Here is a 24,358-nt window from a genome sequence, read left to right as displayed (position 1 = left end):
GTCTAGCATGGACGACTCTGTTCGTATCTGTCCCTGACCTTGGCACGGTCGCCGTGTGACACCGAAGAACGTGGATGGCCGGGACATAGGCGACCGGAAGCGACGCCGTCCCTTCGGACGGCTATGCCCCGGCCATGACGAGATCTTTGCACATGGCGCCACCCGTTTTCCGATTTGCCCCCAGCCCGAACGGCCACTTGCATCTCGGCCACGCCTATTCGGCGCTGCTCAATTTCGATCGCGCGCGCGAAGCCGGCGGACGGCTTCTGCTGCGGATCGAGGACATCGACGCGACGCGCTGCCGGCCGGAGTTCGAGACGGCGATCTACGAGGACCTCGCCTGGCTGGGGATTGCCTGGGAGACACCGGTGCGGCGGCAGTCGGATCATCTCGCCGATTATCGCGCTGCGCTGGAAAAACTCGCCGCGCTCGGCCTCGTCTATCCCGCCTTCGAAAGCCGTGCCGAAATCGCCAAGCTCGTGGCTGCGCGCGAGGCCGATGGACCATGGCCGCGCGATCCTGACGGCGCGCCGCTCTATCCCGGCGACGCGAAATCGCTGACGGCCGGCGAGCGGTCGCGTCTGACCGATACGGGTGCGCCTTACGCGTTGCGGCTCGACATGGTGGCCGCCTGCCGGCAGGTCTCCGGCCTGACCTGGAGCGAGCTGGGCGAAGGCCCCGATGGCGAGCGCGGCACGGTCGCCGCGCGGCCCGAGGCGTGGGGCGACGTGATCCTGGCCCGCAAGGAGACGCCGACCAGCTACCATCTGTCCGTGGTGGTCGACGACGCGCTCCAGGGCGTGAGCGAGATCGTGCGTGGCCAGGACCTGTTTCACGCCACCTCGGTCCACCGCCTGCTCCAGGCTCTGCTCGGCCTGCCCGAGCCCGCCTACCGCCACCACGCCCTGATTCGCGACGCCGACGGGCGGAAGCTGTCGAAATCGGGCCGCTCGACCGGCCTGCGGGAGTTGCGCGCAGACGGCATCTCGCCCGCCGGTATCCGCCTGTCCGTGGGATTAGGCTAAGTTTCTCTGGGGGTTAGCAAAACGCCGCCGTGACTCCGGGGGTTCCGCTGTGCGATGCTTAGCCGATAGTCCGGGGTTCGAAGGGGATACTTCGAAGGGGATTTATGGCGGCGAAAACGCGCGCAGCGCGCACCACGCGAAAGTCCAGGCAACCGCCTCGGAAGCGGTCCGGGGCGGCCGGGAGGTCACGCAAGCGCAGCGCCGGGGACGTCGGGCCTGACGTGATCCAGGCGGCGCTCGCTGCGTTTGCCCACGAGGTCCGCACGCCCCTGACCGGTATTCTCGCGATCAGCGACCTGCTTTCGACCTCCGATCTCGGCGAGCGCGAGCGGCGTTGGGCCGACACCATCAAGGCCGGTGCCGAGCATCTGGCGAACCTCGCCACGCTGTTCGTCGATGCCGCCAAGAGCGGCAAGGGCGCGGGCGGCAGCACGCTGCGGCAGGATTTGTTCGATCTGCGGGCGCTCGCCCGCAGCACCGGCGATTCGCTTGCCGGCCGCGCCGCCGCCAAGGGGCTCCAGGCCGAGGTCGAGATCTCCGACAAGCTGGCGGGGCTCGTGGTCGGCGATCCCGTCCGCCTCCGCGCCGCACTCGAGAACTTGATCGACAATGCGGTCAAATTCACCGAGCAGGGCGGCGTGGCGATCTCGGCTGTGCCCTGGCGCCCCGCCAAGGGCAAGGCAGGCGGCAAAGCCAAGGACAAGCGCCGGGTTGGTGTCGCCTTCTCGGTGTCCGACAGCGGCATCGGCCTCACCATGGCCGAGATCAAGCGGCTGTTCCGCCCGTTCACCCAGGCCAACGTCACCATCGCCTCGCGCTTCGGCGGCGCCGGGCTCGGTCTGTCCTCGGTGAAGCAGCTCGCGCTCGCGATGGGCGGCGACATCACGGTCGCGCCGCGGCGCGGTGGCGGCGCCACTTTCACGCTGACCGTCACGCTCGATGCGGCGGGGCCGGCGAAGTCGCGTAAGGTGGACGGCGACGAGGCGGATGCGCTGGCAACGCTGCGCGTGCTCAGTGTCGAGGACAATCCATTCGGCCGCGTCGTGCTCAACACGATTCTGACCGAGCTCGGCCATCATGCCGAGTTCATCGGGCGCGGCGAGGATGCGGTGAACCGGCTCGCGCAGGGCGGCTTCGATGCGGTGCTGATGGACATGGTGTTGCCGGGCATCGACGGCGTCGAAGCGATCCGGCGGATACGTACGATGCAGGCGCCGCTGGCTCAGATCCCGATCATCGGCGTGTCCGGCCGCGGCGAGGACGAGGCGGCGTCGCGCGAGGCCGGCGCCAACGCCTTCCTGGTCAAGCCTGTGTCTCCGCGGGCTTTAGCGACTGCGCTGCTTGAAGCGAGACGCCGTGAGGAAGCCGCGACTTGATGATCGCAGCGTTGAGCTCGCCGCCAAAGACGAAGATCGCGGCGATGAAATACAGAAACACCAGCGCGATGATCACCGAGGCGAGCCCCGCATACATCGTGACGTAATTGTTGGCGAAGCGCGCCAGATATTGGCCGAACACGATGCCCGAGATCAGCGACGCCACCATCGTAAAGACGATGCCGGGCAGAATCTGGAAGAAGCTGCGCCGTCCCGCCGGCAGCCAGGCGTGCAGGATGAACAGCGCCACCACCAGCGCGCCGATGGTGATGCCGTAGCGCAGCCAGGTGAGGATGCTTTCGTTGGATTCGACGAACAGCGGAATGTGGCGCCGTGCCGCTTCGATGAAGAGCGGGCCGAGCACGATCAGGAATGCCATGGCGAGCGCGGTGAAGGCCGCAACCAGCGTGTAGCCGATCGATTCCAGCCGCAGCCAGTACCAGCGCCGCATCTCCACCACCGCATAGGCGCGGTTCAGTGCGACCCTGAGCGCTTCGACGCCGTTCGAGGCGAAATAGACCGACAGAACCGCACCGATCGTCAGCACGCCGGTGCGGGTAGTCGTGAGCACGTCGTGGATCTCGCCCGATAGTGAATCCGCCACCTGCTTCGGCCAGACCTCGAGCATCAGCCCGGCCGCCTGGTCGGCGAGCTCCTTGGAGCCGAAGAAGCCGGCCAGCGACGTCAGCACGATCAGGAACGGGAACAGCGCCATCAGTGTCGACAGCGCGATGTGGCTCGCGATCGCCCAGCCGTCGTCGGCCAGGAACGTGTAGAAGGCGTCCTCCACGACGGCATAGATCGTGCGGATTGCCTTCACAGCGTGCCCCGTAGTGCTCCCTCTCCCCACAAGGCTGGAGAGGTGAAGACGGCAGGCCATGCGCGCAAATCGGAAATCATCCAGCCAGCTTCTGACATTATTGGCCTAAAAGCCAGATTGGGAACGCCATGGCGGAGCGTCGCACACGGTGTTATCACCCCCAAATGGCATCTCTCCTGAGTACTTTCATCCTGCCGGTGGCAGCCGGCGCCGTGGCGATCGTGTTGCTGCTCGGGCTCGTCAACATGATGCGCGGCGGCTCGCCCAACACCTCGCAGAAATTGATGCGCTGGCGCGTGCTGCTTCAGTTCATCGCGATCGTCATCGCCATGATCGCGGTCTGGGCGATGGGGCGGTAGGGCATGATCCGGAAAAGTGTGAAGCGGTTTTCCGATAAGATCATGCCCCGAGAATAAGAAGGCCATCATGGTTGTCCTGAACCGCATCTATACGAAGACCGGTGACGACGGCACGACAGCGCTCGGAACCGGCGAGCGCCGTCCGAAATACGATCTGCGCATCGCAGCCTATGGCACCGTCGATGAGACCAATGCCGCAATCGGCGTGGTGCGCCTTCACACCAAGGATGCACCGGAGCTCGATGCGATGCTCGGCCGCATCCAGAACGATCTGTTCGATCTCGGCGCCGATCTTGCGGTACCCGAGCGCGAAGGCAAAGGAACTAAAGCGGAGCGGTTGCGGGTGGTGGCAAGTCAGGTCGAGCGGCTCGAGCGCGACATCGATGCGCTCAACGACAAGCTCGCGCCGCTCACCTCCTTCGTGCTCCCGGGTGGTACGCCGGCCGCCGCCTACCTCCATGTCGCCCGCACGATTTGCCGCAGGGCGGAACGTGTGATGGTGGAACTGGCGGCCCAGCCCGGAGAGCCGGTCGGTGCAGCTGGCATCCAATATATGAACCGCCTGTCGGACTTCCTGTTCGTGGCCAGCCGCGCCGCTAACGATAACGGCGCCGGCGACGTGCTCTGGGTTCCGGGCCAGAATCGCTGACCCATTGAGCAGCGCATTTGTAAGGTCTAGAATTTGGCCTTGTCGCGCGTTGACCGGGCCGGATCAGGCCTTTAGGTTCCGCGCCAGTTGAATAACCCCCTCCCAAATTGAGTGAAAGAGGATCGATGAAGGTCTTAGTGCCGGTAAAGCGGGTGGTCGATTACAACGTCAAGGTCCGCGTCAAGAGCGATGGATCGGGCGTTGAACTCGCCAACGTGAAGATGTCGATGAACCCGTTCGACGAAATCGCGGTTGAGGAAGCGCTGCGCCTGAAGGAAGCCGGCAAGGCGACCGAAGTCGTGGTCGTCTCTATCGGACCGGCGCAGGCGTCGGAGACGATCCGCACGGGTCTTGCCATGGGCGCCGATCGCGGCATCTTGGTGAAGGCTGAGGGTACCGTCGAGCCGCTTGCCGTCGCCAAGATCCTGAAGAAGGTTGCTGAAGAAGAGCAGCCCGGCCTGATCATCCTGGGCAAGCAGGCGATTGACGACGACAGCAATCAGACCGGCCAGATGCTGGCCGCGCTGCTCGGCTGGTCGCAGGCGACGTTCGCCTCGAAGCTCGAGGTCGAAGGCTCTGACTTCACGGTCACCCGCGAAGTCGACGGCGGCCTGCAGACCGTCAAGCTCAAGGGACCGGCGATCGTCACCACCGATCTGCGTCTCAATGAGCCGCGCTATGCCTCGCTGCCCAACATCATGAAGGCCAAGAAGAAGCCGATCGCGGACAAATCCGTCGCCGATTATGGTGTCGACGTCACTGCGCGCCTCGAAGTTCTGAAGACGGCTGAGCCCGCGGGCCGCAAGGCCGGCGTCAAGGTGAAGGACGTCGCCGAGCTGGTGTCGAAGCTCAAGAACGAAGCTGGGGTGCTCTGATGACCACGTTGTTGATTGCTGAACACGAACACGAAGTCCTCAAGGACTCCACCAACAAGGCGCTGACCGCAGCCTCCCAGCTCGGCGGCGACGTTCACGTGCTGGTCGCCGGTGGCGGGCAGGGCACCAAGGCTGCGGCCGAGGCCGCCTCGAAGCTTGCTGGCGTCGCCAAGGTGCTGGTCGCCGAAGGCGAGCCCTACGCGCACGATCTCGCCGAGCCGCTGGCCGCGCTGATCGTCTCGCTGGCCCCGTCCTATGACGCGATCGTCGCGCCCGCGACCTCGCGCTTCAAGAACGTGATGCCGCGCGTCGCCGCTCTCCTCGACGTCATGCAGGTCTCGGAAATCACCAAGGTCGTCGCCCCCGACACCTATGAGCGTCCGATCTATGCCGGCAACGCCATCCAGACAGTGAAGTCCAAGGACGCCAAGAAGGTCATCACGGTCCGCACCTCGACCTTCGCCGCCGCAGCTGCCGGCGGCAGCGCGCCGGTTGAGAGCGTGGCGGCTGCGGCCGATCCGGACCTGTCGTCCTTCGTCGGCGAGGAAGTCGCCAAGAGCGACCGTCCCGAGCTGACCTCGGCCAAGATCATCGTCTCCGGTGGTCGCGCCATGCAGAGCCGCGAGAACTTCGCCAAGTACATTGAGCCGCTCGCCGACAAGCTCGGCGCCGGTGTCGGCGCCTCGCGCGCGGCGGTGGACGCCGGCTATGCGCCGAACGACTGGCAGGTCGGCCAGACCGGCAAGGTCGTGGCCCCCGAGCTCTATGTCGCGGTGGGCATTTCCGGCGCGATCCAGCATCTGGCCGGCATGAAGGACTCCAAGGTGATCGTCGCGATCAACAAGGACGAGGACGCGCCGATCTTCCAGGTGGCCGATTACGGCCTGGTCGCCGACCTCTACCAGGCGGTTCCTGAGCTCACCGACGCGCTCGCCAAGCTCGGCAAGTGAAAACGCGGTAAAAACACCGGCCGGAGTGGTACACTCCGGCCGGTGTTTCGTTTTCGAGGCGTTTTCTTTGGCGTGGGGCACGCCGGGAAGGCGATCCAATCTAGGTTTCGAGCCCGGGTTCTGATTAAATCGGACCTCAGGCAGGCGCGACATGCGCGCCGTTCCGGTGGATGACATTATGGCGGCAGTAATCAAGAAGGTCGGCGTGATCGGCGCGGGTCAGATGGGCAATGGCATCGCGCATGTAGCGGCCCTGGCCGGCTTCGACGTGGTGCTCAACGACATCTCGGCCGACCGCCTCAAATCAGGCATGGCCACCATCAACGGCAATCTGGCGCGCCAGGTCTCCAAGAAGGGCGTGACCGAGGACGACAAGGCCAAGGCGGTTGGGCGTATCAAGCTCGCCGAGAAGCTCGACGACCTCGCGGACTGCGATCTCGTGATCGAGACCGCGGTCGAGAAGGAAGAGGTCAAGCGCAAGATATTCCATGAGCTCTGCGCGGTGTTGAAGCCGGAGGCGATCGTTGCTTCCGACACGTCGTCGATCTCGATCACGCGGCTCGCCGCTGCCACCGACCGGCCCGAGCGCTTCATCGGCATTCACTTCATGAATCCGGTGCCGCTGATGGAGCTGGTGGAGCTGATCCGCGGCATTGCCACCGACGATTCGACCTTCGAGGCGTCCAAGGAATTCGTCGCCAAGCTCGGTAAGCAGGTCGCGGTCTCCGAGGATTTCCCGGCTTTCATCGTCAACCGTATCCTGTTGCCGATGATCAACGAGGCGATCTACACGCTGTATGAAGGCGTCGGCAATGTCGAGGCGATCGACGCGGCGATGAAGCTCGGCGCGCATCATCCGATGGGCCCGCTGGAGCTCGCCGATTTCATCGGCCTCGATACCTGTCTGTCCATCATGCAGGTGCTGCACGAGGGCTTGGCCGATTCCAAGTACCGGCCGTGCCCGCTGCTGGTGAAATACGTCGAGGCCGGCTGGCTCGGCCGCAAGACCCAGCGTGGCTTCTACGACTACCGCGGCGCCAAGCCGGTTCCGACAAGGTAATCCGATCCGCTTCGTGACAATTCATGTCGCGTTAACGCCTCGCGTCTAGGTTACGGCCGGTAAAAGGGTTCGCGTAATGGACATGATGGCGATGGTCAGCACCATGCTGGCCTCTCAGCAAGGCGCGCTGCAGTCGAACATCTCGGCGACGCTGATGAAGCAGAACGCGGACGCGGAGAAATCCACCGTCCTGACATTGCTCGGCGCCGGTCAGCCTTCGCTTGCCAATGTCGGCGCGGGCGTTGGCGGCAACCTCAACATCTCCGTTTAAAGCGACGCAGCGGCCGGTCGTAGCGCGGCCCGGATCAGCTTGAGCGCATCGTCGCTCGCCCATTCCGCCGGCCCTGCGATGGTCGCGATCTCGCAGCCCTGCGGGTCGACCAGCACCGAGGTCGGCATGCCCAAGGCCCGGCCTATCGACTTAAGGTCCTGGAAAACCTTGGCTTTCTGATCGGTGAAATAGCCGAGCCTGGTCAGATTGGCGTCTTTCAGGAAGTTTTTCGGCTTCTCGGCGTCGCGGGTGTCGATATTGATCGCCACCACCTCGAAATTCGGACCCGACAGCTTGGCCTGGAGCTGGTCCAGCGCTGGCATTTCCTTGCGGCAGGGCACGCACCAGGTGGCCCAGAGGTTGACCAGCAGCGTCTTGCCGCGGAAATCCGAGAGCTTCTTCGGCTTGCCCTCGGCGTCTTCGAAGGCCAGGTCGGGCAGCTTCAGGGGCGCGCTCGCCATGGTTAGCGCCGCCACCTCGCCATGGGCCAGCGGGGCGATCTTTTGGGCCGTGGCCACCGCCGCCCGGCAGGCCGGATCGCCTGACGGGGCCCGGCTCAGGCCGAGCCCATACAGCGCGGCGAAGCCGGCCAGCCCGCCGACCGCCACGGTGGCGATGACGATGGGGATCCGGCGCGTGGCGGAGGGCTTCTGGTCGAGCATATCGTTTGTCATCCGGTCGCAGATATGGCTATCAGGGGCCTCTTAATACGGCTGGCCTCCGCCAGCAAACGTGCGGCAAAGCAAGCGTGAGCAGGGGATCATGAGCAACAAGATGTGGGGCGGCCGGTTCTCGGAACGTCCCGATGAGATCATGGAAGAGATCAACGTCTCCATCGACGTCGATCGTCACCTCTTTGCCCAGGACATTGCCGCGTCCAAGGCCCACGCCGCGATGCTTGCCAGCCAGGGCATCATCACGGCCTCTGATGCGAAAAATATCGGCAAGGGTCTAGACACGATTTTGTCAGAGATCGGCAGGGGCGGCTTCGAATTCAAGCGCGCGCTCGAGGACATTCACATGAATGTCGAGAGCCGCCTGTCGGAGCTGATCGGGCCCGCCGCCGGCCGCCTGCACACCGCGCGCTCCCGCAACGACCAGGTCGCGACCGACTTCCGTCTCTATGTCCGCGACATCGTTGACGAGACCGATGCTGCGCTCGCCGCGTTCCAGCAGGCGCTGGTGGAACGCGCACTCGAGCATGCCGGCACCGTCATGCCCGGCTTCACGCATCTGCAGACCGCGCAGCCCGTGACCTTCGGCCACCATCTGCTCGCCTATGTCGAGATGGCCGCGCGCGACCGCGGCCGTTTCCAGGATGCGCGCAAGCGGCTCAATGAATCCCCGCTGGGCGCAGCCGCGCTCGCCGGCACCTCGTTTCCGATCGACCGTCATGCCACCGCGAAGGCGCTGGCCTTCGACCGTCCGATGGCGAACTCGCTCGATGCGGTCTCCGATCGCGATTTCGTGCTGGAGACGCTGTCGGCCGCCTCGATCTGCGCCGTGCACATGTCGCGCTTCGCCGAGGAGATCGTGATCTGGACCTCGCCTCTGGTCGGCATGATCCGCCTCAGCGACAAGTTCACCACCGGCTCCTCGATCATGCCGCAGAAACGCAATCCGGACGCCGCCGAGCTCGTGCGTGCCAAGACCGGCCGCGTCATCGGTGCGCTCAACGGCCTCCTGATCGTGATGAAGGGCCTGCCGCTCGCCTATCAAAAGGACATGCAGGAGGACAAGCAGGGCGCGATGGAGGGCTTTGCCGCGCTGTCGCTGGCGATCCGCGCCATGACCGGCATGGTCCGCGACCTCGTGCCTGACGAGGCCAAGATGAGGCTTGCTGCCGGCGAGGGCTATGCCACCGCGACCGATCTCGCCGACTGGCTGGTGCGGACGCTGAAGATGCCGTTCCGCGAGGCCCATCACGTCACCGGCCGTATCGTCGCCAAGGCCGCCGAGGGTGGCGTGGCGCTGCACGAGCTGCCGCTGAAGGAGATGCAGGCGATCGAGCCGAAGATCACCAAGGACGTGCTTGGCGTGCTCTCGGTCGAATCGTCGGTGAAGAGCCGCACCAGCTTCGGCGGGACCGCGCCCAAGAACGTGACGTCGCAGGCCAAGGCCTGGGCGAAGCGGCTGGAAAAAGAGCGAAAATTGGGCTGAAGGCAAAATTTCGCTTATGTTTCATGGTCATCCGGCTCTCGCCAGAGCGCGCCAATCTCTGTATGGTGCGCCCCGCGTAGTGGGGATTTCGTCGTGACGTCAAAGTTTCGCCCGGCCGGCTCGGGGTGGGCCATCATTGTCTTGAGCCTGAGCGCGCTTGCGCTCGCTGGCTGCGGCCGCAAGGGCCCGCTCGACTTGCCGCCGACCGCCTCCAACGCGTCCACGGCCAACATCGCCGCGCCGACCGACACCGAGACCGAAGCCCAGAAAACGCCGAGCGTGTTCAATCCGACCTATGGCGCGGATGCCCCACCGGCGGCGACCAAGGGCAAGAAGAAACCGTTCATTCTCGACCCGCTTCTGGACGAAAATCCCAGCCGATAGGCTGGGGCAACTGAGCCAACGCCATGAACCATTTCGACTATCGCAACGGCGTGCTGCACGCCGAGGCGGTGAACCTGTCCGAGCTGGCCGCAACAATCGGCACGCCATTCTATTGCTATTCGACCGCGACGCTGGAGCGGCATTACCGCGTCTTCGCCGATGCCTTTGCCGGCGAGAAGGTGCTGGTCTGCTACGCCATGAAGGCGAACTCCAACCAGTCGGTGCTGCGCACGCTGGCGAAGCTTGGTGCCGGCGCTGACGTCGTCTCCGGCGGCGAGCTTAAGCGCGCGCTGGCCGCCGGCATTCCCGCTAGCAAGATCCTGTTCTCCGGTGTCGGCAAGACCGAGACCGAGCTGCGCGCCGCGCTCGCCGCCGACATTCTCTGTCTCAATGTGGAATCCGAGCCCGAGCTCGAACTGCTGTCGCGCCTTGCGACCGAGACGGGCAAGACCGCGCGGATCTCCATCCGCGTCAATCCGGACGTCGATGCCGGCACGCACGCCAAGATTTCGACCGGCAGGTCCGAGAACAAGTTCGGCATCCCGATCGCCCACGCCCGCGAGGTCTATGCGCGTGCCGCGAAGCTGCCGGGCATCGAGGTCACCGGCACCGACGTGCATATCGGCAGCCAGATCACCGATCTCTCCAAGATGGAGACCGCGTTCCGCATCCTGTCCGAATTCGTGCAGACGCTGCGTTCCGACGGCCACAACATCAGCCACGTCGATTTCGGCGGCGGGCTTGGCATTCCCTATTACATGGACCGCGAGCCGCCGCCGGCGCCGGATGCCTATGCCGCGATGGTCAAGCGCGTCAGCCACAATCTCGGCTGCACGCTGATGTTCGAGCCGGGCCGCATGATCGTAGGTAACGCCGGCATCCTTGTCGCCAAGGTGATCTATGTGAAGCGCGGCGACGGCAAGAACTTCGTCATCATCGACGCCGCGATGAACGACCTCATCCGTCCGACGCTGTATGAGGCTCATCACGACATCCTGCCGGTGGCGCAGCCGGCGAAGGGCGCGGCAACCATCATGACCGACGTCGTCGGTCCGGTCTGCGAGACCGGCGACTATCTTGCCCTCGATCGTACGCTGCCGACGCCGAAGCCGGGCGATCTCATCGCCATCATGACCGCAGGCGCCTATGGCGCGGTGCAGGCCGGCACCTACAACACGCGGCCGCTGGTGCCGGAGGTGCTGGTGAACGGCGATCAATACGCCGTGGTGCGTCCGCGCATCGAGGTCGAGCAGCTCATCGCGATGGATACGCCGGCGCCGTGGCTGTGAGGACGCCGGCGAGATGGACTCGCCGGCGCGGCGTATTTGTCACGGCCCGTATTTCGGAGCCGGCTTCTGGTTGAAATCGTTCTCGTCGGCGACGCAGGTGAAGCTCGCTGCGTTGTTGGCGTCGCCGCTGCCATTGTACTTCGCGACCTTGGGGAAGACGCAGAGCGGCCGGGTCATCTGAACCGCAGGCGGCGTATCAGCCACGAACTTCGTGGCGAGGATCGTGTCCGGCGCGACACCCGCCTCGACCCATTTGACCAGCGGTGTGAGTGCATCGAACGTGTTGGGACCGGGTCCACCGGAGCAGTGGTACAGCCCGGGCACCATGAACAGACGCGCGTAGCTCTGGGTCCGCCGCAGTGCCGGGTTGCCAGGTCCGTTGCCATGGTCGAAGAAGCCGACCGGTTGGGGCCCCTGGCCTTCATTCCCCACCAGGGCCAGGAAGTAGTTGATGCTGCTCTGTGACGGGATCAGCGGGTCGGCCCAGCCGTGGTACATCAGCAGCTTCCCGCCATGCGCGCGGAAGTCGCCGAGATCGGAGCTGGTCGCGTTGAGCACCGCCGCGAGTTGGTCATCCACCTTGGCGATGTCGTGGTGGAAATCGAAATTGGCAAAGTTGGTCGCGCTTGCCGGATAGCCGAAGCTCGGGCCGAACACCCAATAAAACAGGCCGTCGAAGGCCGGCTCGGGCAGTCGCTCCTGGAACGCGAGGCCCAGCGCAAGGATGTCGTCGGTCTCGTTGCCGCGCTGGGAGCCCGGATTGACGACCTGTCCGTTCACCGGGTCGATCGTGCCGGCGTAGTAACGCTGCATGGTCGTGACCTGATCGGAGGTCAGGCATGCCGGTGGCGCGTTGCCGCCGGTGCAGAGCAGAACCTTCGGATCGAAATGACAGTCGCGCGGATCGGTCAGGAACTGGTCGGTCTTGGCGCCGCCATCCTGCCCGACGCATTGCTTGAGCACGGCCTGGTTGATCAGCGTCATCTGACCGGCCTGGATGAACCGGCCGGGGCTCGCATGCGTGTTCTGCCAGCCATAGAGCCCCGCCATGTGCAGGTGGGTACGGTTGAATGCGGCCGCACCGGCAAGGATGCCGTCATAATCGTTGGGGAAGCGCTGCGCCTCCATCAGCGCGTTCTGGCCGCCGGTGGAGCAGCCGGCGAAATAGGCCCGTTGCGATCGATGGCCGTAGAACGCGCTGACGATCTCCTTGCCCCGCTCGGTCATCAGATGGATCGCGCGGTAGCCGAAATCCTTGATCCGCTCGGGATGCCCGAACAGGCCCGTTGACGGTGCCGTGGGATCGCCGAAGTCGATGGCGAGGGGATTGCCCATGTTGCCGGCCGAACCGCAGAACAGCGGATTGCATCCCGACGATCCCGTGCCGAGATCGCTGTTGGTCGCGGCAAAGCCGCCCTGGATGCCAAGGGCGAGCTCGTTGTAGGTGATCGTGCCCTGGAAGCCGCCGCCGCCGGTGCCGAGGAACCTGCCGTTCCACGTGGTCTCAGGCAGCCAGACCTCGATCTTGATGCTGGAGTCCGAGCTGGGGATCAGGGTTGCGGTGACGCGACAGAACGCGGGAAGGCCGGTGATCGTGGTCGGCGGGCTCGAGCCGGGGACCATGAAGGTGCCGGTCGTGTTGTCGTCCGCCGAATTGATCACCGTGTGCTGCAGTTGCAAGGATCGAAGATTGGTGCACGCCGTCGCCATTGCGGGCGAGGTGCCGAGTGCGACACAGGCAAACAGGGCCGTGGTCGCACCGACAAGTAAGTGTCGATGACGCTTCATTGCGTCCTCCCTGATTTTTTTGCAGTCGTAGAGCGGACAGGATAACGCACAAAGACTACAACTCAAGGATGAACGGTGCGTCGCGAGAAAATCGCAAGCTCGCGTCTTGGTTGTGAGTGAGTAGCCCCGATGGAGCGCAGCGCAATCCGGGAATCGCGGCATCACGCAACAATCCCGGATTACGCTGCGCTCCATCCGGGCTGCGCAACCGGGCAGCAGCTATTTCCCCGCCAATCCGCCGGTCTTGCCACCGACCACGACGCCGGCCTTCCTCTCGATCGGCTTGATCGCTGCGGTGAAATCGGACTCGGCGCCTTCCGCGCTGATCACCGTCTCCCAGAGACGTCCGACGGCATCCGCGACCTCCATCGACAGGCCGAGCTGCTTCATCTCCTCCAGCGCCAGCCGCACGTCCTTCACCATCAGTCCCGTGGCGAAGCCGAAGTCGAAGGTTCGCGGCAGCACCGAGCGCGGAAACTTGTCGCGGCTCGCGGTGTTCATGCCCGAGCCTGAATTGATGACGTCGATCATCACGGCGGGATCGAGCCCGGCCTTGACGCCCATCACCACCGCTTCCGACGTCGCCACGATCGCGGTCGCCGAGAGGAAATTGTTGGCGAGCTTCATGGTCTGCGCCGCGCCGGGCTTCTCGCCGATGAAGAACACCTTTCCGATCACGTCCAGCGCGGGCTTGAGCAGTTCGAACTCCGCCTTCGGTCCTGAAACCATCACCGCCAGCGTGCCCTTCTCGGCGCCACCGACGCCGCCGGACACGGGGCAATCGATCTGCACGATGTTGCGCTTGGCCAGAAGGCCGTGAATCTTCGACGCCATCTGCGAGCCGACGGTCGAGAGATCGATGAAGCGTTTTGCGCGGCTCCCCTCGATCACGCCGTTCGCGCCCGTGGCGACCTCGAGCGAGGCCTGCAGCGACGGCAGGCTCGCCATCACTGTCTCGACCTTGTCGGCAACGTCCTTTGGCGACGTCGCGGCGATCGCGCCGCGCGCGACCAGCTTGTCGACGACCTCCTTGCGGGTGTCGAACACGACGAGCTTGTGGCCGGCCTCGACCAGCCGCCGCGCCATCGGGAAACCCATATTTCCGAGGCCGATGAATCCGATGTCCATGGTGTTTCCTTGTTAGCTATTCGTTGTTGGACGAGCCGCGCGCCACATCCTCCGCTGTCGTCCCGGCGAAGGCCGGGACCCATACCGCGTGATCCCTGTGGGGCGGGTGGTGCAGATACCGGCGAAAGTCAGACCATGTATAGTCTTCGCCAAACAGCTCCCTGTGGTTATGGGTCCCGGCCCCCCGTGCGCAATTGCGCACTAGGCCGGGACGACGTGGAGGGGTCTTGCCCTTCACGCCTTCCCGTCGATCTCCGCGAACACCTCGCGCGCGATGCGAAAACTGTCGACGGCGGCGGGCATGCCGCCATAGATCGCGACCTGCATCAGGATCTCGCGGATCTCGTCGCGGGTGACGCCGTTGGTCAGCGCGCCCTTCAGATGCGCGCGGAACTCGTGCTGGCGGTTGAGGATCGCGATCATCGCGATGTTGAGCATGCTGCGGGTCTTGCGCGGCAGCTCCTCGCGGCCCCACACCGTCCCCCAGCAATATTCGTTGAGCATCTCCTGGAACGGACGGTTGAAGTCGTCGACGTTCTTCAGCGCGTTGTTGACATAGGCCTCGCCCAGCACCGCTTTGCGGATGTCCAAACCCTTGTCGTGCATCTTCTTGTCCATGACGTTTCCTCTACTTCCCTTGCATCCCTTGGGATGGCGCCGCGGAAATTACGGGGTTGCGCCGGGCCAGTCACGTCCTCGTGTTATGCGGGAAAAGGAGTGTCTCCCGTACAGGAACGGATGCCTCAGTGCTGCCGTTGTGGTACGCTTCACTCTGCCGGGTAACTTGGAGAGTTGATTGAAAGGCGTCACCCCCGACCCGTCAGATCCGATCCGCGACGGCGACGCTCTGTCGCGGTTAAAGCTGGCGCAGGCCCTCGAGCGGGCCACTTATGCCATCGCGTGGGAGCGTGCCTGGCCCGGTTTGGCGCGTGTCCTCACCGTTGTCGGCCTGTTTCTGGTGGTGTCCTGGGCCGGTCTCTGGCTGGCTCTTCCCTCTGTCGCCCGTGCCATCGGCCTCGTCATTTTCGCAGGCCTCGCGGCTGCTGTCCTGTTCCCGCTGATTCGGTTTCGCTGGCCGAGCCGCGAGGAGGCGCTCGCCCGGCTCGACCGCGGTTCGGGCATCCGTCACCGCCCTGCGACCACGCTCACGGACACGCTGACCTCGCAGGATCCGGTTGCGCAGGCGCTCTGGCAGGCCCAACGCGAGCGCACGCTGGCCTCGCTCAAGCGCATCCGCGCCGGTTTGCCGCACCCGCGCCTCGCCATCCACGACCCCTGGGCGCTGCGCGCGCTGGTCATGGTGATGCTGGTCGCGACCTTCTTCGCCGCTGGCGACGAGCGCGGATTGCGGCTGGGCGCGGCCTTCGACTGGAACGGCGTGCTGACGCCGACCAATATCCGCGTCGACGCCTGGGTCACGCCGCCGCTCTATACCGGCAAGCCACCGGTGATCCTGTCGGCCGCCAACAAGGAGGCCGCGGTGCTTCCAGCCTCCGGCCCGCTCGGCGTGCCCGCCGGTTCGACCCTGATCGTGCGCTCCTCCGGCGGCAGCCTGGACGTCGTGGTGTCCGGCGGCCTCAAGGAAGTCGCGCCCACCGAAGCCACGCCCAAGGGCACCAACGAGAGGCATTTCACCATCACCGCCGACGGCACCGCGCATGTCCGCGCGCCCTCGGGCCAGCCGCAATGGGCCTTCGCGGCGACGCCGGACCGTCCGCCGACGATCGCGCTCGCCAAGGATCCGGAGCGCCAGGCGCGCGGCGCGCTCCAACTCGTCTACAAGATCGAGGACGATTACGGCGTCACCGGCGCCGAAGCGCGGGTCGCTCCGCGTTCCGCCGATGCCGGCAAGGACGGTGACAGCAAGACCGCGGCGCGGCCGCTGTTCCAGCCGCCGCAATTTCCGCTGGTGCTGCCGAACGCGCGCACCCGTAACGGCGTCGGTCAGACGGTGAAGGATCTCAGCGAGGATCCCTATGCCGGCGCCGATGTCACGCTGACGCTCACCGCCAAGGACGAGGCCGGTAACGAGGCGACGAGCGAACCGTTCAACATGCGCTTGCCCGAGCGTCTGTTCACCAAGCCGCTGGCGCGCGCGCTGATCGAGCAGCGCCGTATCCTGGCGCTCGATGCCAACAGGAATTCCGACGTCTACGCCGCGCTCGACGCGCTGATGATCGCGCCTGAGCTGTTCACGCAGGAGGCCGGGCAATATCTCGGCCTCTACAGTGTCGCGCGCCAGCTCGAGGCAGCGCGCACGGATGATTCATTGCGCGAGGTCGTGGCGAGCCTCTGGGCGCTCGCGGTGACGATCGAGGACGGCAACATCTCCGACGTCGAGAAGGCGCTGCGCGCGGCGCAGGATGCGCTGAAGCAGGCGCTGGAACGCGGCGCCAGCGACGAGGAGATCAAGAAGCTGACGCAGGATTTGCGGGCGGCGCTCGACAATTTCATGCGCCAGCTCGCCGAGCAGTTCCGCAACAACAAGGACGCCCAGCAGCTCGCGCGTCCGCTTGATCCCAACACCAAGGTCCTGCGCCAGCAGGACCTTCAGAACATGATCGACCGCATGGAGCGCCTGTCGCGCTCCGGCGACAAGGACGCGGCCAAGCAGCTGCTCGATCAGCTCCAGCAGATGCTGGAGGGCCTTCAGATGGCGCAGCCGGGACAGTCCGGCGAGAGTGACATGGAGCAGGCGCTCAACGAGCTCGGCGACATGATCCGCAAGCAGCAGCAATTGCGCGACAGGACCTACAAGCAGGGCCAGGACTCCCGGCGCGACCGCATGCGCGGCAAGCAGCAGCCGGGCGACCAGTCGATGTCGGACCTGCAGCAGGACCAGCAGGGGCTGCGCGACCGCTTGAAGAAGCTCCAGGACGAAATGGCCAAGCGCGGCCTCTCGCAGAAGGGCCAGAAAGGTCAGCAGGGACAGCAAGGCGACCAGGGGCAGCCCGGGCAGGACGGCGATCAGGACGCCGACCAGGGCGATGATGACGGCGGGCTCGATTCCGCCGACAGCGCCATGGGCGATGCGGGCTCAAAACTCGGTGACGGCAATGCCGACGGTGCCGTGGACTCCCAGGGCAAGGCGCTGGATGCGATGCGCAAGGGTGCGCAGAAGATGGCCGAGGCGATGCAGCAGGGCGACGGCGACGGCCAGGGCGATGGTCCCGGCAATCGCGCCGGGCGCCAGCAAAGCGGCGGCACCCAGACCGACCCGCTCGGCCGTCCGCTGCACGGCCGCGAATTCGGCGACGATTACACGGTTAAGATTCCCGGCGAGATCGACGTGCAACGCGTCCGCCGCATCCTCGAAGAACTCCGCCGCCGCCTCGGCGACCCCTCGCGCCCGCAGATCGAGCTCGATTATATCGAGCGGCTGCTGAAGGATTTTTGAGGGGCGGCTGTCTCCCCGATGTCGTCCCGGCGAAGGCCGGGACCCATAACCACGAAAAGGTGTTTGGCGAACGTTGCCAATGACCATCTCATGTCAAACTTCTCCCTGGGGGTATGGGTCCCGGCCTTCGCCGGGACGACACTGAGTGTGTCGAACGATCATCGCATCAAAACGGCAGTGCCCGCATAAGCGAAGCAATATACGAGCTACAAGAGTTCGCCCGCCCGCTACCCCTTCTTCGCCGCAAGTGCATCCGCGACCGCTGTGCGGATATCCGCGACCGAGAACGGCTTGGTCACGACGTCATGAACGAGCGCATTCAAATTCGACGCGCGCTCGCGCTGGTCGGCAAAACCCGTCATCAGCAAGATGGTCAATTGGGGAAAATCGCGCGCGGCGGAGAGGGCGAGCGCGATGCCGTCCATGACCGGCATCTGGATGTCGGTAAGCAACAGATCGAACGCGCCGTCCTCGCGGGTCAGGATTTCCAGCGCCTCGGCGCCGTCCTGTGCGGTGACGGTCTCGTGGCCGTCCATGGCGATGGCACGCGCCACCAACTGGCGCATCGAATCCTCGTCATCGGCGATCAAAACTTTGGGCATGAGACGAACCTTGGGACCAACCTCCCGTGCGGACTCTGCAAGCCTGATTACACGCTGCCGCCGGCAATGTCGCGCCGGTTGAAGAAGCGAACATCGATATTGCGGCCTTCCGGCGGCGGCGAGGCCAGGCGCGAGCGGAAGAAAGCGCGCTCGCCGGGTTGCAGCACGGTCTGCTCCAGCACCGAATTCCAGGCGTAGATCTCCGCGCCCTGCGCGTCGCGCACGGCAAAGCGCAAGCGCGGGATGTCGAGCGGCTTCTTGCCCTGGCCGACGATCACGCCTTCGATCACCAGCACCTGCTTACCGTCGACGGTTTCGCTCGAGAGCTTGACGTCCTTGAAGGCGAGCCCGCGCAGGTTCACTTCGAGGCCGACCATTTTGTAGAAGGCCGCCGTCTGCGGCAGCAGGCGGACCATGTCGCCGCGCCAGATCACCAGTGCCAGCACCAGCGCGCCCATGGCCGCGCAGGCGGTCGGCAGGCCGTAATAGGATTTCCGCCGAACCACGACAGGGGCAGGGCGGCTCACCTTTGCCCCGCGGCGGCTGAACAGGCCGCTGAACCAGGATTGGTGCTGCGCGCCGACGACTTCCTCTTCGGCGGCCCGAGCTGCCGCTGACCATTCATCCTCGGGCTCGGCGGAGTCCTCGGTCGGCCAGTCGCTGGCAATCGAGGGGCTTTCGACCACAGGGGTCTCGGCGGCGCTATCGTCCTTGGCGTAGGAGTTCCACTGCTCGGCGAGGTCGGACTGGTCGTCGGCTTGGCTGGCTGCGGCCATGGCCGGCATGGCCGCCTCCTCGATGGCGTCTTCGGGATGCGCCATCCAGGTCTCCTTGCAGCGGGAGCAGCGGACCGTCCGCCCATTGGCCCCAAGGCTTGCAAGCTTGATCGCGTAGGATGTCGTACAATGGGGGCAGACGATATGCATGGACGGCCTCGACGATAACCTTGTCGCGCGGAACCGGGCGCCAGTGGTACTCCTAAGAAGGATACTTCTAAGGATGCTGCCTGCGATGCTACAGGGCGACCGTTAACGAACCGGAAACCATAACGGTCGCACAACCCCTTGATCGCATGCGGCGAAACCGCGCTGGCCGCGTGCGCCGCGTCACCTCTCGAACGGAGCTGAGCTTGGTTCGGTTCGAAAATGTCGGATTACGTTACGGTCTGGGACCGGAGATCCTGCGCGACCTCAGTTTCCAGATCCCGGCGCACTCCTTCCAGTTCCTCACCGGCCCGTCCGGCGCCGGCAAGACGTCGCTGCTGCGCCTGTTGTTCCTGTCGCATCGGCCGACGCGCGGCCTCGTCAATCTGTTCGGCCACGACATCTCCCAGCTCGGCAAGGACGAGATCGCCGATTTGCGCAAGCGCATCGGTATTGTGCTCCAGGATTTCCGTCTGCTCGACCACATGACGACTTACGAGAACGTGGCGCTGCCGTTCCGCGTCATGGGCCGCAGCGAATCGAGCTATCGCAAGGAGGTCATCGACCTGCTGCGCTGGGTCGGGCTCGGCGAGCGCATGGATGCGCTGCCGCCGATCCTGTCGGGCGGCGAGAAACAGCGCGCGGCGATCGCGCGCGCGGTGATCTCGCGGCCGCAACTGCTGCTCGCGGACGAGCCGACCGGCAGCGTCGATCCGACGCTCGGGCGACGATTGCTGCGGCTCTTCATCGAGCTCAACAAGTCGGGCACGGCCGTCATCATCGCAACCCACGACATCGCCTTGATGGATCAGTACGAAGCGCGCCGCTTCGTGCTGCATCAGGGACGACTGCACGTCTATGAATAGGACCGACGAGCGCGGCGTATTGGTCGACCTCGGGCAGGAGCGTCCGCAGCTTCCGGCCAGGGCGCGCAACATGTCGCCGATCGTGCCGCGCGCCTCGATCCACGGCCGCGCGCTGGTCGCCGTCGTCGCCATCATGACCTTCCTCGCCTCGATGACGACGGGCACGGTGCTGCTGGTGAGCGCTTCGGCCGCGGAATGGCAGTCGGATGTCGCGAGCGAGATCACCATCCAGGTCCGCCCGCAATCCGGACGCGACATCGAGCGCGACACTTCTGCGGTCACCGAGGCGATGCGCGCGCAGGCCGGCATCGTCGAGGTTAAGCCGTTTACCAAGGAGGAGAGCGGCAAGCTGCTCGAGCCCTGGCTCGGCACCGGGCTGTCGATGGACGATCTGCCGGTGCCGCGCATGATCATCGCGCGCGTGCAGCCGGGCACGGCGCTCGATCTCGGCGCCTTGCGCGCCCGTGTCACGCAAGTGGCGCCGAGCGCCAGCGTCGACGATCATCGCGCCTGGATCGAGCGGATGCGCTCGATGACCAACGCCACCGTGCTTGCCGGCATCGGCATCCTCGCACTCGTCATCATCGCAACCATCATCTCGGTCTCGTTCGCGACCCGCGGCGCGATGGCGGCCAACCGCCCGATCGTCGAAGTGCTGCATTTCGTCGGCGCCGGCGACCGCTACATCGCCAATCACTTCCTGCGGCATTTCCTCAGGCTCGGCCTCGAAGGCGGCGTCATCGGCGGCGGCGTCGCCATGCTGCTGTTCGGCTTCTCCGAGTCGATCGCCGGCTGGTTCTCCGGCACCCCGGTCGGCGACCAGTTCGCGGCCCTGCTCGGCACCTTTTCGCTGCGGCCGTCCGGCTATGCCGTGCTCGCGGTGCAGGCCGTCCTGATCGGCGCGATCACCGCGGTCGCCTCGCGCCAGACCCTGTTCGCGACATTGAACGACGTCGATTGAGCCCGCTAAACCGGACTCCACTTCGCCTCAAAACGTCCTAAAATAATCCGGGGAAGGGATCACCGACATCACATGACCTCGCCGACCGACGATCGATCGCCGAAACTGCCGCGCGGTTGGCTCCGCGCGACCGTCGTCTCGACGATTGCGTTCGTCTTTGTCGGTGCGGCAGCGGGCTTCGTCGCGTTCCTGTCGCAATTGCGCGGCGCCGAGATCGCGCCGGACCGCAAGGCTGACGGCATCGTGGTCCTGACCGGCGGCTCTTCGCGGGTGTCGGATGCGATGGAGCTGCTGGCAGCGGGCTACGGCAAGCGGCTCTTGATCTCGGGCGTGCACCCGACCTCGAGGGCGAGCGACATCTCCCGGACGCTTCCGGAGAACCAGTCCTTCATGACCTGCTGCGTCGATCTCGACCGCACCGCGCTCACGACCCGCGGCAACGCGGCGGAGGCGCGGCGCTGGGCCGAGGGGCGCGGCTTCAAATCGCTGATCGTGGTCACCTCGAACTACCACATGCCGCGCGCGCTGGTGGAATTCTCGCATGCGATGCCGGAGACCGCGCTGATCCCGTTCGTCGTGGTCGGCGACAAATGGCGCGAGGAGCCGTGGTGGACCTCGGCCTCGACGCTGCGGCTGTTGTTGTCCGAATATGTCAAGTACGTCGCCGCCGAGCTCAGGGTGCGCCTGGAAGATTTCGGGATTGACCTTTCCCCCGAAGTGTCGGAGCAGCCTGCTGGCCTGCAGTCCAAGCGGCCTGCCACTGCGCAGGCCAATTGATCGGATTTTCGATGTTCCTGATTTTCCTGCGCTCGCTGCTGTTCAACGTGCTGTTCTACGCGGTGCTGGTCTGCCTGGCGATCGTGGCGCTGCCGACCTTCGCCTTGCCGCCGCGCGCCATGCTGACGATCGCGAAATGGTGGGCAAAGGCGACGGTTTTCCTGATGCGCGTGGTCTGCAACATCAAGGTGGAATTCCGTGGTGTCGAGAAGATCCCGCAGGGACCGCTGGTGATCGTCGCAAAACACCAGTCGTTCTGGGAGACCTTCGTGCTGCCGGGCTTCTTCAATCGCCCGATTTTCATCCTCAAGCGTCAGTTGATGCAGATTCCGGTGTTCGGTCAGTTCCTGGTCAAGACCGGAATGATCGCGATCGACCGCAAGGCCGGTGTGAAGGCGCTGCTGGACATGACGCGCCGCGCGCGCGAGGCGGTGCGTGGTGGTGGCCAGCTCGTCATCTTTCCGGAAGGTACGCGCCGTGCGCCGGGGGCTCGGCCGGACTACAAGACCGGCTTTGCACAGATCTACTCGTCCTGCGGCGTGCAGTGCCTGCCGATCGCACTCAATTCCGGCCTGTTCTGGCCGCGCCGAACTTTCATGCGCTATCCCGGCACGCTGGTCGTGGAATTCCTCGATCCGTTGCCGCCGGGCCTGCCCAAGGATGAATTTCTCACGCGCGTACAGACTGCGATCGAGGATTCGACTGCTCGCATCGTCGAAGCGGGCCGCAAGGAGCAGGAGCAGTTGATCGGCAGCGCGCCGAGCTATGCTCCGTCGGAGAGCTAGCGGCTGTCCCTGTTTTCGTCGGGAGCCGGTGCGTGCAGCGAATGCGCGTCGGCGTGCAGCATGGTCGCGAGCTGATGCAATTGCGTGTCGCGAAAGCCTTCGGCCTCGATCGCCTTCACGGTTGCCGTCACATAGTCCCGGTTGGCGCCGGACTGGCCGTGACCTTGCAGCACATGGCGGTGCTGGTCGGCGAGCGACAGGCGGCCGGCATATTGCACATGGCCGCGGTCGACGACATAGGCGAGCGCCGAGACGCGCTCACGCGCTTCGTTCTCCAGCCACACCGAGCGCATCACCTCGCGATAGACCGACGTCACCTGCTCGCGCGCGCGCAGATAGGCGACGACGTCGGTGCGGTTCTTTTCAGCGACGCGGAAAGCGATACCGCGGCAGGCGCCGCCGCGATCGAGCCCCAGCACCAGGCCCGGCTGTTCAGGCGTGCCGCGATGCACGAAGGAATAGACGCAGAGCGCACGGTGCTCGCCGACCAGCCGCGCCGGGACGCGCTCCTCGAATTCGAAGCCCGGCCGCCACATCAGCGAGCCGTAGCCGAACACCCAGAGGTCGCCCTTGGCTGATGTGACGGAGGGGAGGATGATTTCCGACATTTCGGGCACGGCTACCAGAACTGGGCCTCCAAACGAAGCGATTTCTCCGCCTTTCGTCGGAGGCCAGCCTCGCTTACATTTGACAAAATCTGGGGTCAAAGGGTCGCCGCATGTCCGATATGACCGTTGCCGCAGGCCGGCGCTCCCGTTGGGGGCTCTTCATTGCTCCCGTCCTCCTCCTGATCCTTGCGGCCGCCTGGAGCGGCTTCTGGTTCTATGCGGCCTCGCAGGCCGAGGTCGCCGCCGATGCCTGGCGCGCGCAGGAGGCCAGGTCCGGCCGCATCTACGACTGCGCCAAGCGTTCGATCGCGGGCTTCCCGTTCCGCTTCGAGGTCCAGTGCTCCGGCGCCAGCGTCGCCCTGGTCTCGCAGAATGCGAGCAAGACGCCGTTCACGGCCAAGCTCGACAACATTCTGGTTCTGGCTCAGGTCTATGACCCCAAGCACGTCATTGCTGAATTCTCGGCGCCTGCAACACTCGTCGATGGCGTCACGCAAAACACCTTCGTGGTGAACTGGAGCAAGGGCCGCAGCAGCGTGGTCGGCCTGCCCGCTATCCCGGAACGCGCCTCCATCGTGTTCGACGATCCCAGCGTCAACCGGGTCGACGGCTCGGTACAGGTGCCGCTCGCGCGCGCCAAGCAGATTGAACTGCACGGGCGCATCGCGGACGGATCGCCGGCCGATCATCCTGTCATCGAGACCGTGCTCCAGATCGCGCAGGGCAGCATCCAGGGCGTGCACCCGCTGCTCGCCGAGCCGTTCGAAGCCGACACGCGTGCGAAGATCACGGGGCTCTCCGATCTCACCCCAAAACCCTGGCCGCAGCGCTTCCGCGAGATCCAGGCCGCCGGCGGTCACATCGAGATCGTGCAGTCGCGGATCCAGCAGGGCGAGATGATCGCGGTCGCGGCCGGCACGCTGGGCCTCTCGGCCAATGGCCGACTGGATGGCGAATTGCAGATGACCGTGGCCGGTCTCGAACGCGTCATCCCGGCGCTCGGCATCGAGAAGATGCTGGAAGAGGGCGTGCCGCAGGCAACGCTCGATCGCGTCGCGCCCGGCGTGAAGTCAAAGGACCTCAACAGTCTCTTTGGTGCGCTCGACCGTGCCGTCCCCGGCCTCGGCAAGGTCATCAAGCAGAACGCCAACGCCGGCGTTGCCGCCGGCATCAACTCGATCGGCACCGAGAGCACGCTCGAGGGCAAGAAGGCCCGCAGCTTCCCGCTGAAGTTCGTCGACGGTGACGTGCTGCTCGGCCCGGTCAAGGTCGGCCAGATTCCGCCGCTGTATTGAAGACGTACCT

General features: G+C 65.3%; 25 protein-coding genes. 17 read left to right on the top strand and 8 right to left on the bottom strand.

All coding sequences use genetic code 11. The features are described from left to right. Nucleotides 1–152 precede the first annotated feature (152 nt). Both gluQRS and YUA_RS0110380 read left to right on the top strand, forming a co-directional pair. Nucleotides 153–1,025: a tRNA glutamyl-Q(34) synthetase GluQRS gene (gluQRS, locus tag YUA_RS0110385; RefSeq protein ID WP_027530623.1), complete on the top strand. Its 873-nt coding sequence runs from the start codon at nucleotides 153–155 to the stop codon at nucleotides 1,023–1,025. Nucleotides 1,026–1,129: 104 nt separating this feature from the next. Beyond that, nucleotides 1,130–2,401 (top strand): ATP-binding protein, encoded by a 1,272-nt coding sequence (locus YUA_RS0110380; protein WP_027530622.1) that lies wholly within the window; start codon nucleotides 1,130–1,132, stop codon nucleotides 2,399–2,401. Here the strand turns inward: YUA_RS0110380 and YUA_RS0110375 are convergent. After that, nucleotides 2,328–3,221, bottom strand: a complete 894-nt coding sequence (locus tag YUA_RS0110375) for a YihY/virulence factor BrkB family protein (RefSeq protein WP_027530621.1) — start codon at nucleotides 3,219–3,221, stop codon at nucleotides 2,328–2,330. The genes YUA_RS0110380 and YUA_RS0110375 overlap by 74 nt on opposite strands. Nucleotides 3,222–3,385: 164 nt before the next feature. Between YUA_RS0110375 and YUA_RS0110370 the strand changes: the two genes are divergently transcribed. The 6 genes from YUA_RS0110370 to YUA_RS0110345 all read left to right on the top strand — a co-directional run bounded on the left by YUA_RS0110370 (nucleotide 3,386) and on the right by YUA_RS0110345 (nucleotide 7,385). Continuing rightward, complete coding sequence (locus YUA_RS0110370; protein WP_027530620.1) at nucleotides 3,386–3,580, top strand: twin transmembrane helix small protein; 195 nt, start codon at nucleotides 3,386–3,388, stop codon at nucleotides 3,578–3,580. A gap of 67 nt (nucleotides 3,581–3,647) precedes the next feature. Then, entirely contained in the window at nucleotides 3,648–4,229 is a 582-nt protein-coding gene (locus tag YUA_RS0110365; RefSeq protein ID WP_027530619.1) for a cob(I)yrinic acid a,c-diamide adenosyltransferase, read from the top strand. Between the two features lie 125 nt (nucleotides 4,230–4,354). After that, entirely contained in the window at nucleotides 4,355–5,104 is a 750-nt protein-coding gene (locus YUA_RS0110360; RefSeq protein WP_027530618.1) for an electron transfer flavoprotein subunit beta/FixA family protein, read from the top strand. Continuing rightward, nucleotides 5,104–6,054, top strand: coding sequence for an electron transfer flavoprotein subunit alpha/FixB family protein (locus YUA_RS0110355; protein WP_027530617.1), 951 nt, complete (start codon nucleotides 5,104–5,106; stop codon nucleotides 6,052–6,054). Before YUA_RS0110360 ends, YUA_RS0110355 begins: the two co-directional genes overlap by 1 nt. Nucleotides 6,055–6,232: 178 nt before the next feature. Continuing rightward, nucleotides 6,233–7,114, top strand: coding sequence for a 3-hydroxybutyryl-CoA dehydrogenase (locus YUA_RS0110350; RefSeq protein ID WP_027530616.1), 882 nt, complete (start codon nucleotides 6,233–6,235; stop codon nucleotides 7,112–7,114). Nucleotides 7,115–7,190: 76 nt separating this feature from the next. Continuing rightward, on the top strand, nucleotides 7,191–7,385 hold the full coding sequence (locus YUA_RS0110345; protein WP_027530615.1) for a hypothetical protein: 195 nt from the start codon (nucleotides 7,191–7,193) through the stop codon (nucleotides 7,383–7,385). On the opposite strand, the gene YUA_RS0110340 is transcribed toward YUA_RS0110345, so the two are convergent. Further along, nucleotides 7,382–8,047, bottom strand: coding sequence for a TlpA disulfide reductase family protein (locus YUA_RS0110340; RefSeq protein WP_027530614.1), 666 nt, complete (start codon nucleotides 8,045–8,047; stop codon nucleotides 7,382–7,384). The genes YUA_RS0110345 and YUA_RS0110340 overlap by 4 nt on opposite strands. A 100-nt stretch (nucleotides 8,048–8,147) precedes the next feature. Between YUA_RS0110340 and argH the strand changes: the two genes are divergently transcribed. The 3 genes from argH (at nucleotide 8,148) to lysA (ending at nucleotide 11,218) form a co-directional block, all read left to right on the top strand. Then, entirely contained in the window at nucleotides 8,148–9,545 is a 1,398-nt protein-coding gene (gene argH / locus YUA_RS0110335; RefSeq protein ID WP_027530613.1) for an argininosuccinate lyase, read from the top strand. 93 nt (nucleotides 9,546–9,638) lie between these two features. Beyond that, entirely contained in the window at nucleotides 9,639–9,929 is a 291-nt protein-coding gene (locus YUA_RS0110330) for a lipoprotein (RefSeq protein WP_027530612.1), read from the top strand. Nucleotides 9,930–9,952: 23 nt separating this feature from the next. Further along, nucleotides 9,953–11,218, top strand: a complete 1,266-nt coding sequence (gene lysA, locus YUA_RS0110325; RefSeq protein WP_027530611.1) for a diaminopimelate decarboxylase — start codon at nucleotides 9,953–9,955, stop codon at nucleotides 11,216–11,218. A 39-nt stretch (nucleotides 11,219–11,257) separates the two neighbouring features. On the opposite strand, the gene YUA_RS43770 is transcribed toward lysA, so the two are convergent. The 3 genes from YUA_RS43770 to YUA_RS0110310 all read right to left on the bottom strand — a co-directional run bounded on the left by YUA_RS43770 (nucleotide 11,258) and on the right by YUA_RS0110310 (nucleotide 14,752). Beyond that, nucleotides 11,258–13,006: a tannase/feruloyl esterase family alpha/beta hydrolase gene (locus YUA_RS43770; protein WP_198029396.1), complete on the bottom strand. Its 1,749-nt coding sequence runs from the start codon at nucleotides 13,004–13,006 to the stop codon at nucleotides 11,258–11,260. A 219-nt stretch (nucleotides 13,007–13,225) separates the two neighbouring features. Next, complete coding sequence (locus YUA_RS0110315) at nucleotides 13,226–14,134, bottom strand: NAD(P)-dependent oxidoreductase (protein WP_027530610.1); 909 nt, start codon at nucleotides 14,132–14,134, stop codon at nucleotides 13,226–13,228. Nucleotides 14,135–14,368: 234 nt separating this feature from the next. After that, the gene (locus tag YUA_RS0110310) at nucleotides 14,369–14,752 is read right to left on the bottom strand and encodes a carboxymuconolactone decarboxylase family protein (protein ID WP_027530609.1); all 384 of its coding nucleotides are present in this window, start codon (nucleotides 14,750–14,752) and stop codon (nucleotides 14,369–14,371) included. Between the two features lie 178 nt (nucleotides 14,753–14,930). On the opposite strand from YUA_RS0110310, the gene YUA_RS0110305 reads away from it, so the two are divergent. Beyond that, a complete protein-coding gene (locus YUA_RS0110305) occupies nucleotides 14,931–17,531 on the top strand; it encodes a TIGR02302 family protein (protein WP_027530608.1) in 2,601 nt (866 codons plus the stop codon). 227 nt (nucleotides 17,532–17,758) lie between these two features. Here the strand turns inward: YUA_RS0110305 and YUA_RS0110300 are convergent, their stop codons facing one another. Together YUA_RS0110300 and YUA_RS0110295 are read right to left on the bottom strand one after the other, a co-directional pair. Continuing rightward, nucleotides 17,759–18,133, bottom strand: coding sequence for a response regulator (locus YUA_RS0110300; RefSeq protein ID WP_027530607.1), 375 nt, complete (start codon nucleotides 18,131–18,133; stop codon nucleotides 17,759–17,761). 47 nt (nucleotides 18,134–18,180) lie between these two features. After that, nucleotides 18,181–19,059 (bottom strand): MJ0042-type zinc finger domain-containing protein, encoded by an 879-nt coding sequence (locus YUA_RS0110295; protein WP_027530606.1) that lies wholly within the window; start codon nucleotides 19,057–19,059, stop codon nucleotides 18,181–18,183. A gap of 203 nt (nucleotides 19,060–19,262) precedes the next feature. Between YUA_RS0110295 and ftsE the strand changes: the two genes are divergently transcribed. The 4 genes from ftsE to YUA_RS0110270 all read left to right on the top strand — a co-directional run bounded on the left by ftsE (nucleotide 19,263) and on the right by YUA_RS0110270 (nucleotide 22,445). After that, on the top strand, nucleotides 19,263–19,922 hold the full coding sequence (gene ftsE, locus YUA_RS0110285) for a cell division ATP-binding protein FtsE (protein WP_027530605.1): 660 nt from the start codon (nucleotides 19,263–19,265) through the stop codon (nucleotides 19,920–19,922). Next, on the top strand, nucleotides 19,915–20,883 hold the full coding sequence (locus YUA_RS0110280) for an ABC transporter permease (RefSeq protein ID WP_027530604.1): 969 nt from the start codon (nucleotides 19,915–19,917) through the stop codon (nucleotides 20,881–20,883). The genes ftsE and YUA_RS0110280 overlap by 8 nt, the downstream gene beginning before the upstream one ends. Before the next feature lie 72 nt (nucleotides 20,884–20,955). Then, nucleotides 20,956–21,660 (top strand): YdcF family protein, encoded by a 705-nt coding sequence (locus tag YUA_RS0110275; protein ID WP_027530603.1) that lies wholly within the window; start codon nucleotides 20,956–20,958, stop codon nucleotides 21,658–21,660. An 11-nt stretch (nucleotides 21,661–21,671) separates the two neighbouring features. Next, nucleotides 21,672–22,445, top strand: coding sequence for a 1-acyl-sn-glycerol-3-phosphate acyltransferase (locus YUA_RS0110270; RefSeq protein ID WP_027530602.1), 774 nt, complete (start codon nucleotides 21,672–21,674; stop codon nucleotides 22,443–22,445). On the opposite strand, the gene YUA_RS0110265 is transcribed toward YUA_RS0110270, so the two are convergent. Continuing rightward, nucleotides 22,442–23,053 carry a gamma-glutamylcyclotransferase gene (locus YUA_RS0110265; RefSeq protein ID WP_027530601.1) on the bottom strand — a complete coding sequence of 204 codons (612 nt, stop codon included), beginning with the start codon at nucleotides 23,051–23,053 and terminating at the stop codon, nucleotides 22,442–22,444. The genes YUA_RS0110270 and YUA_RS0110265 overlap by 4 nt on opposite strands. A gap of 110 nt (nucleotides 23,054–23,163) precedes the next feature. On the opposite strand from YUA_RS0110265, the gene YUA_RS0110260 reads away from it, so the two are divergent. Continuing rightward, nucleotides 23,164–24,348 (top strand): DUF2125 domain-containing protein, encoded by a 1,185-nt coding sequence (locus YUA_RS0110260; RefSeq protein ID WP_027530600.1) that lies wholly within the window; start codon nucleotides 23,164–23,166, stop codon nucleotides 24,346–24,348. The last annotated feature ends 10 nt before the right edge of the window (nucleotides 24,349–24,358 follow it).

It is taken from the genome of Bradyrhizobium sp. WSM3983 (assembly GCF_000473045.1).
Classification (GTDB): domain Bacteria; phylum Pseudomonadota; class Alphaproteobacteria; order Rhizobiales; family Xanthobacteraceae; genus Bradyrhizobium.
Note: the sequence above shows the minus strand (reverse complement) of the source record. Positions and strands in the feature narration are given on the sequence as shown.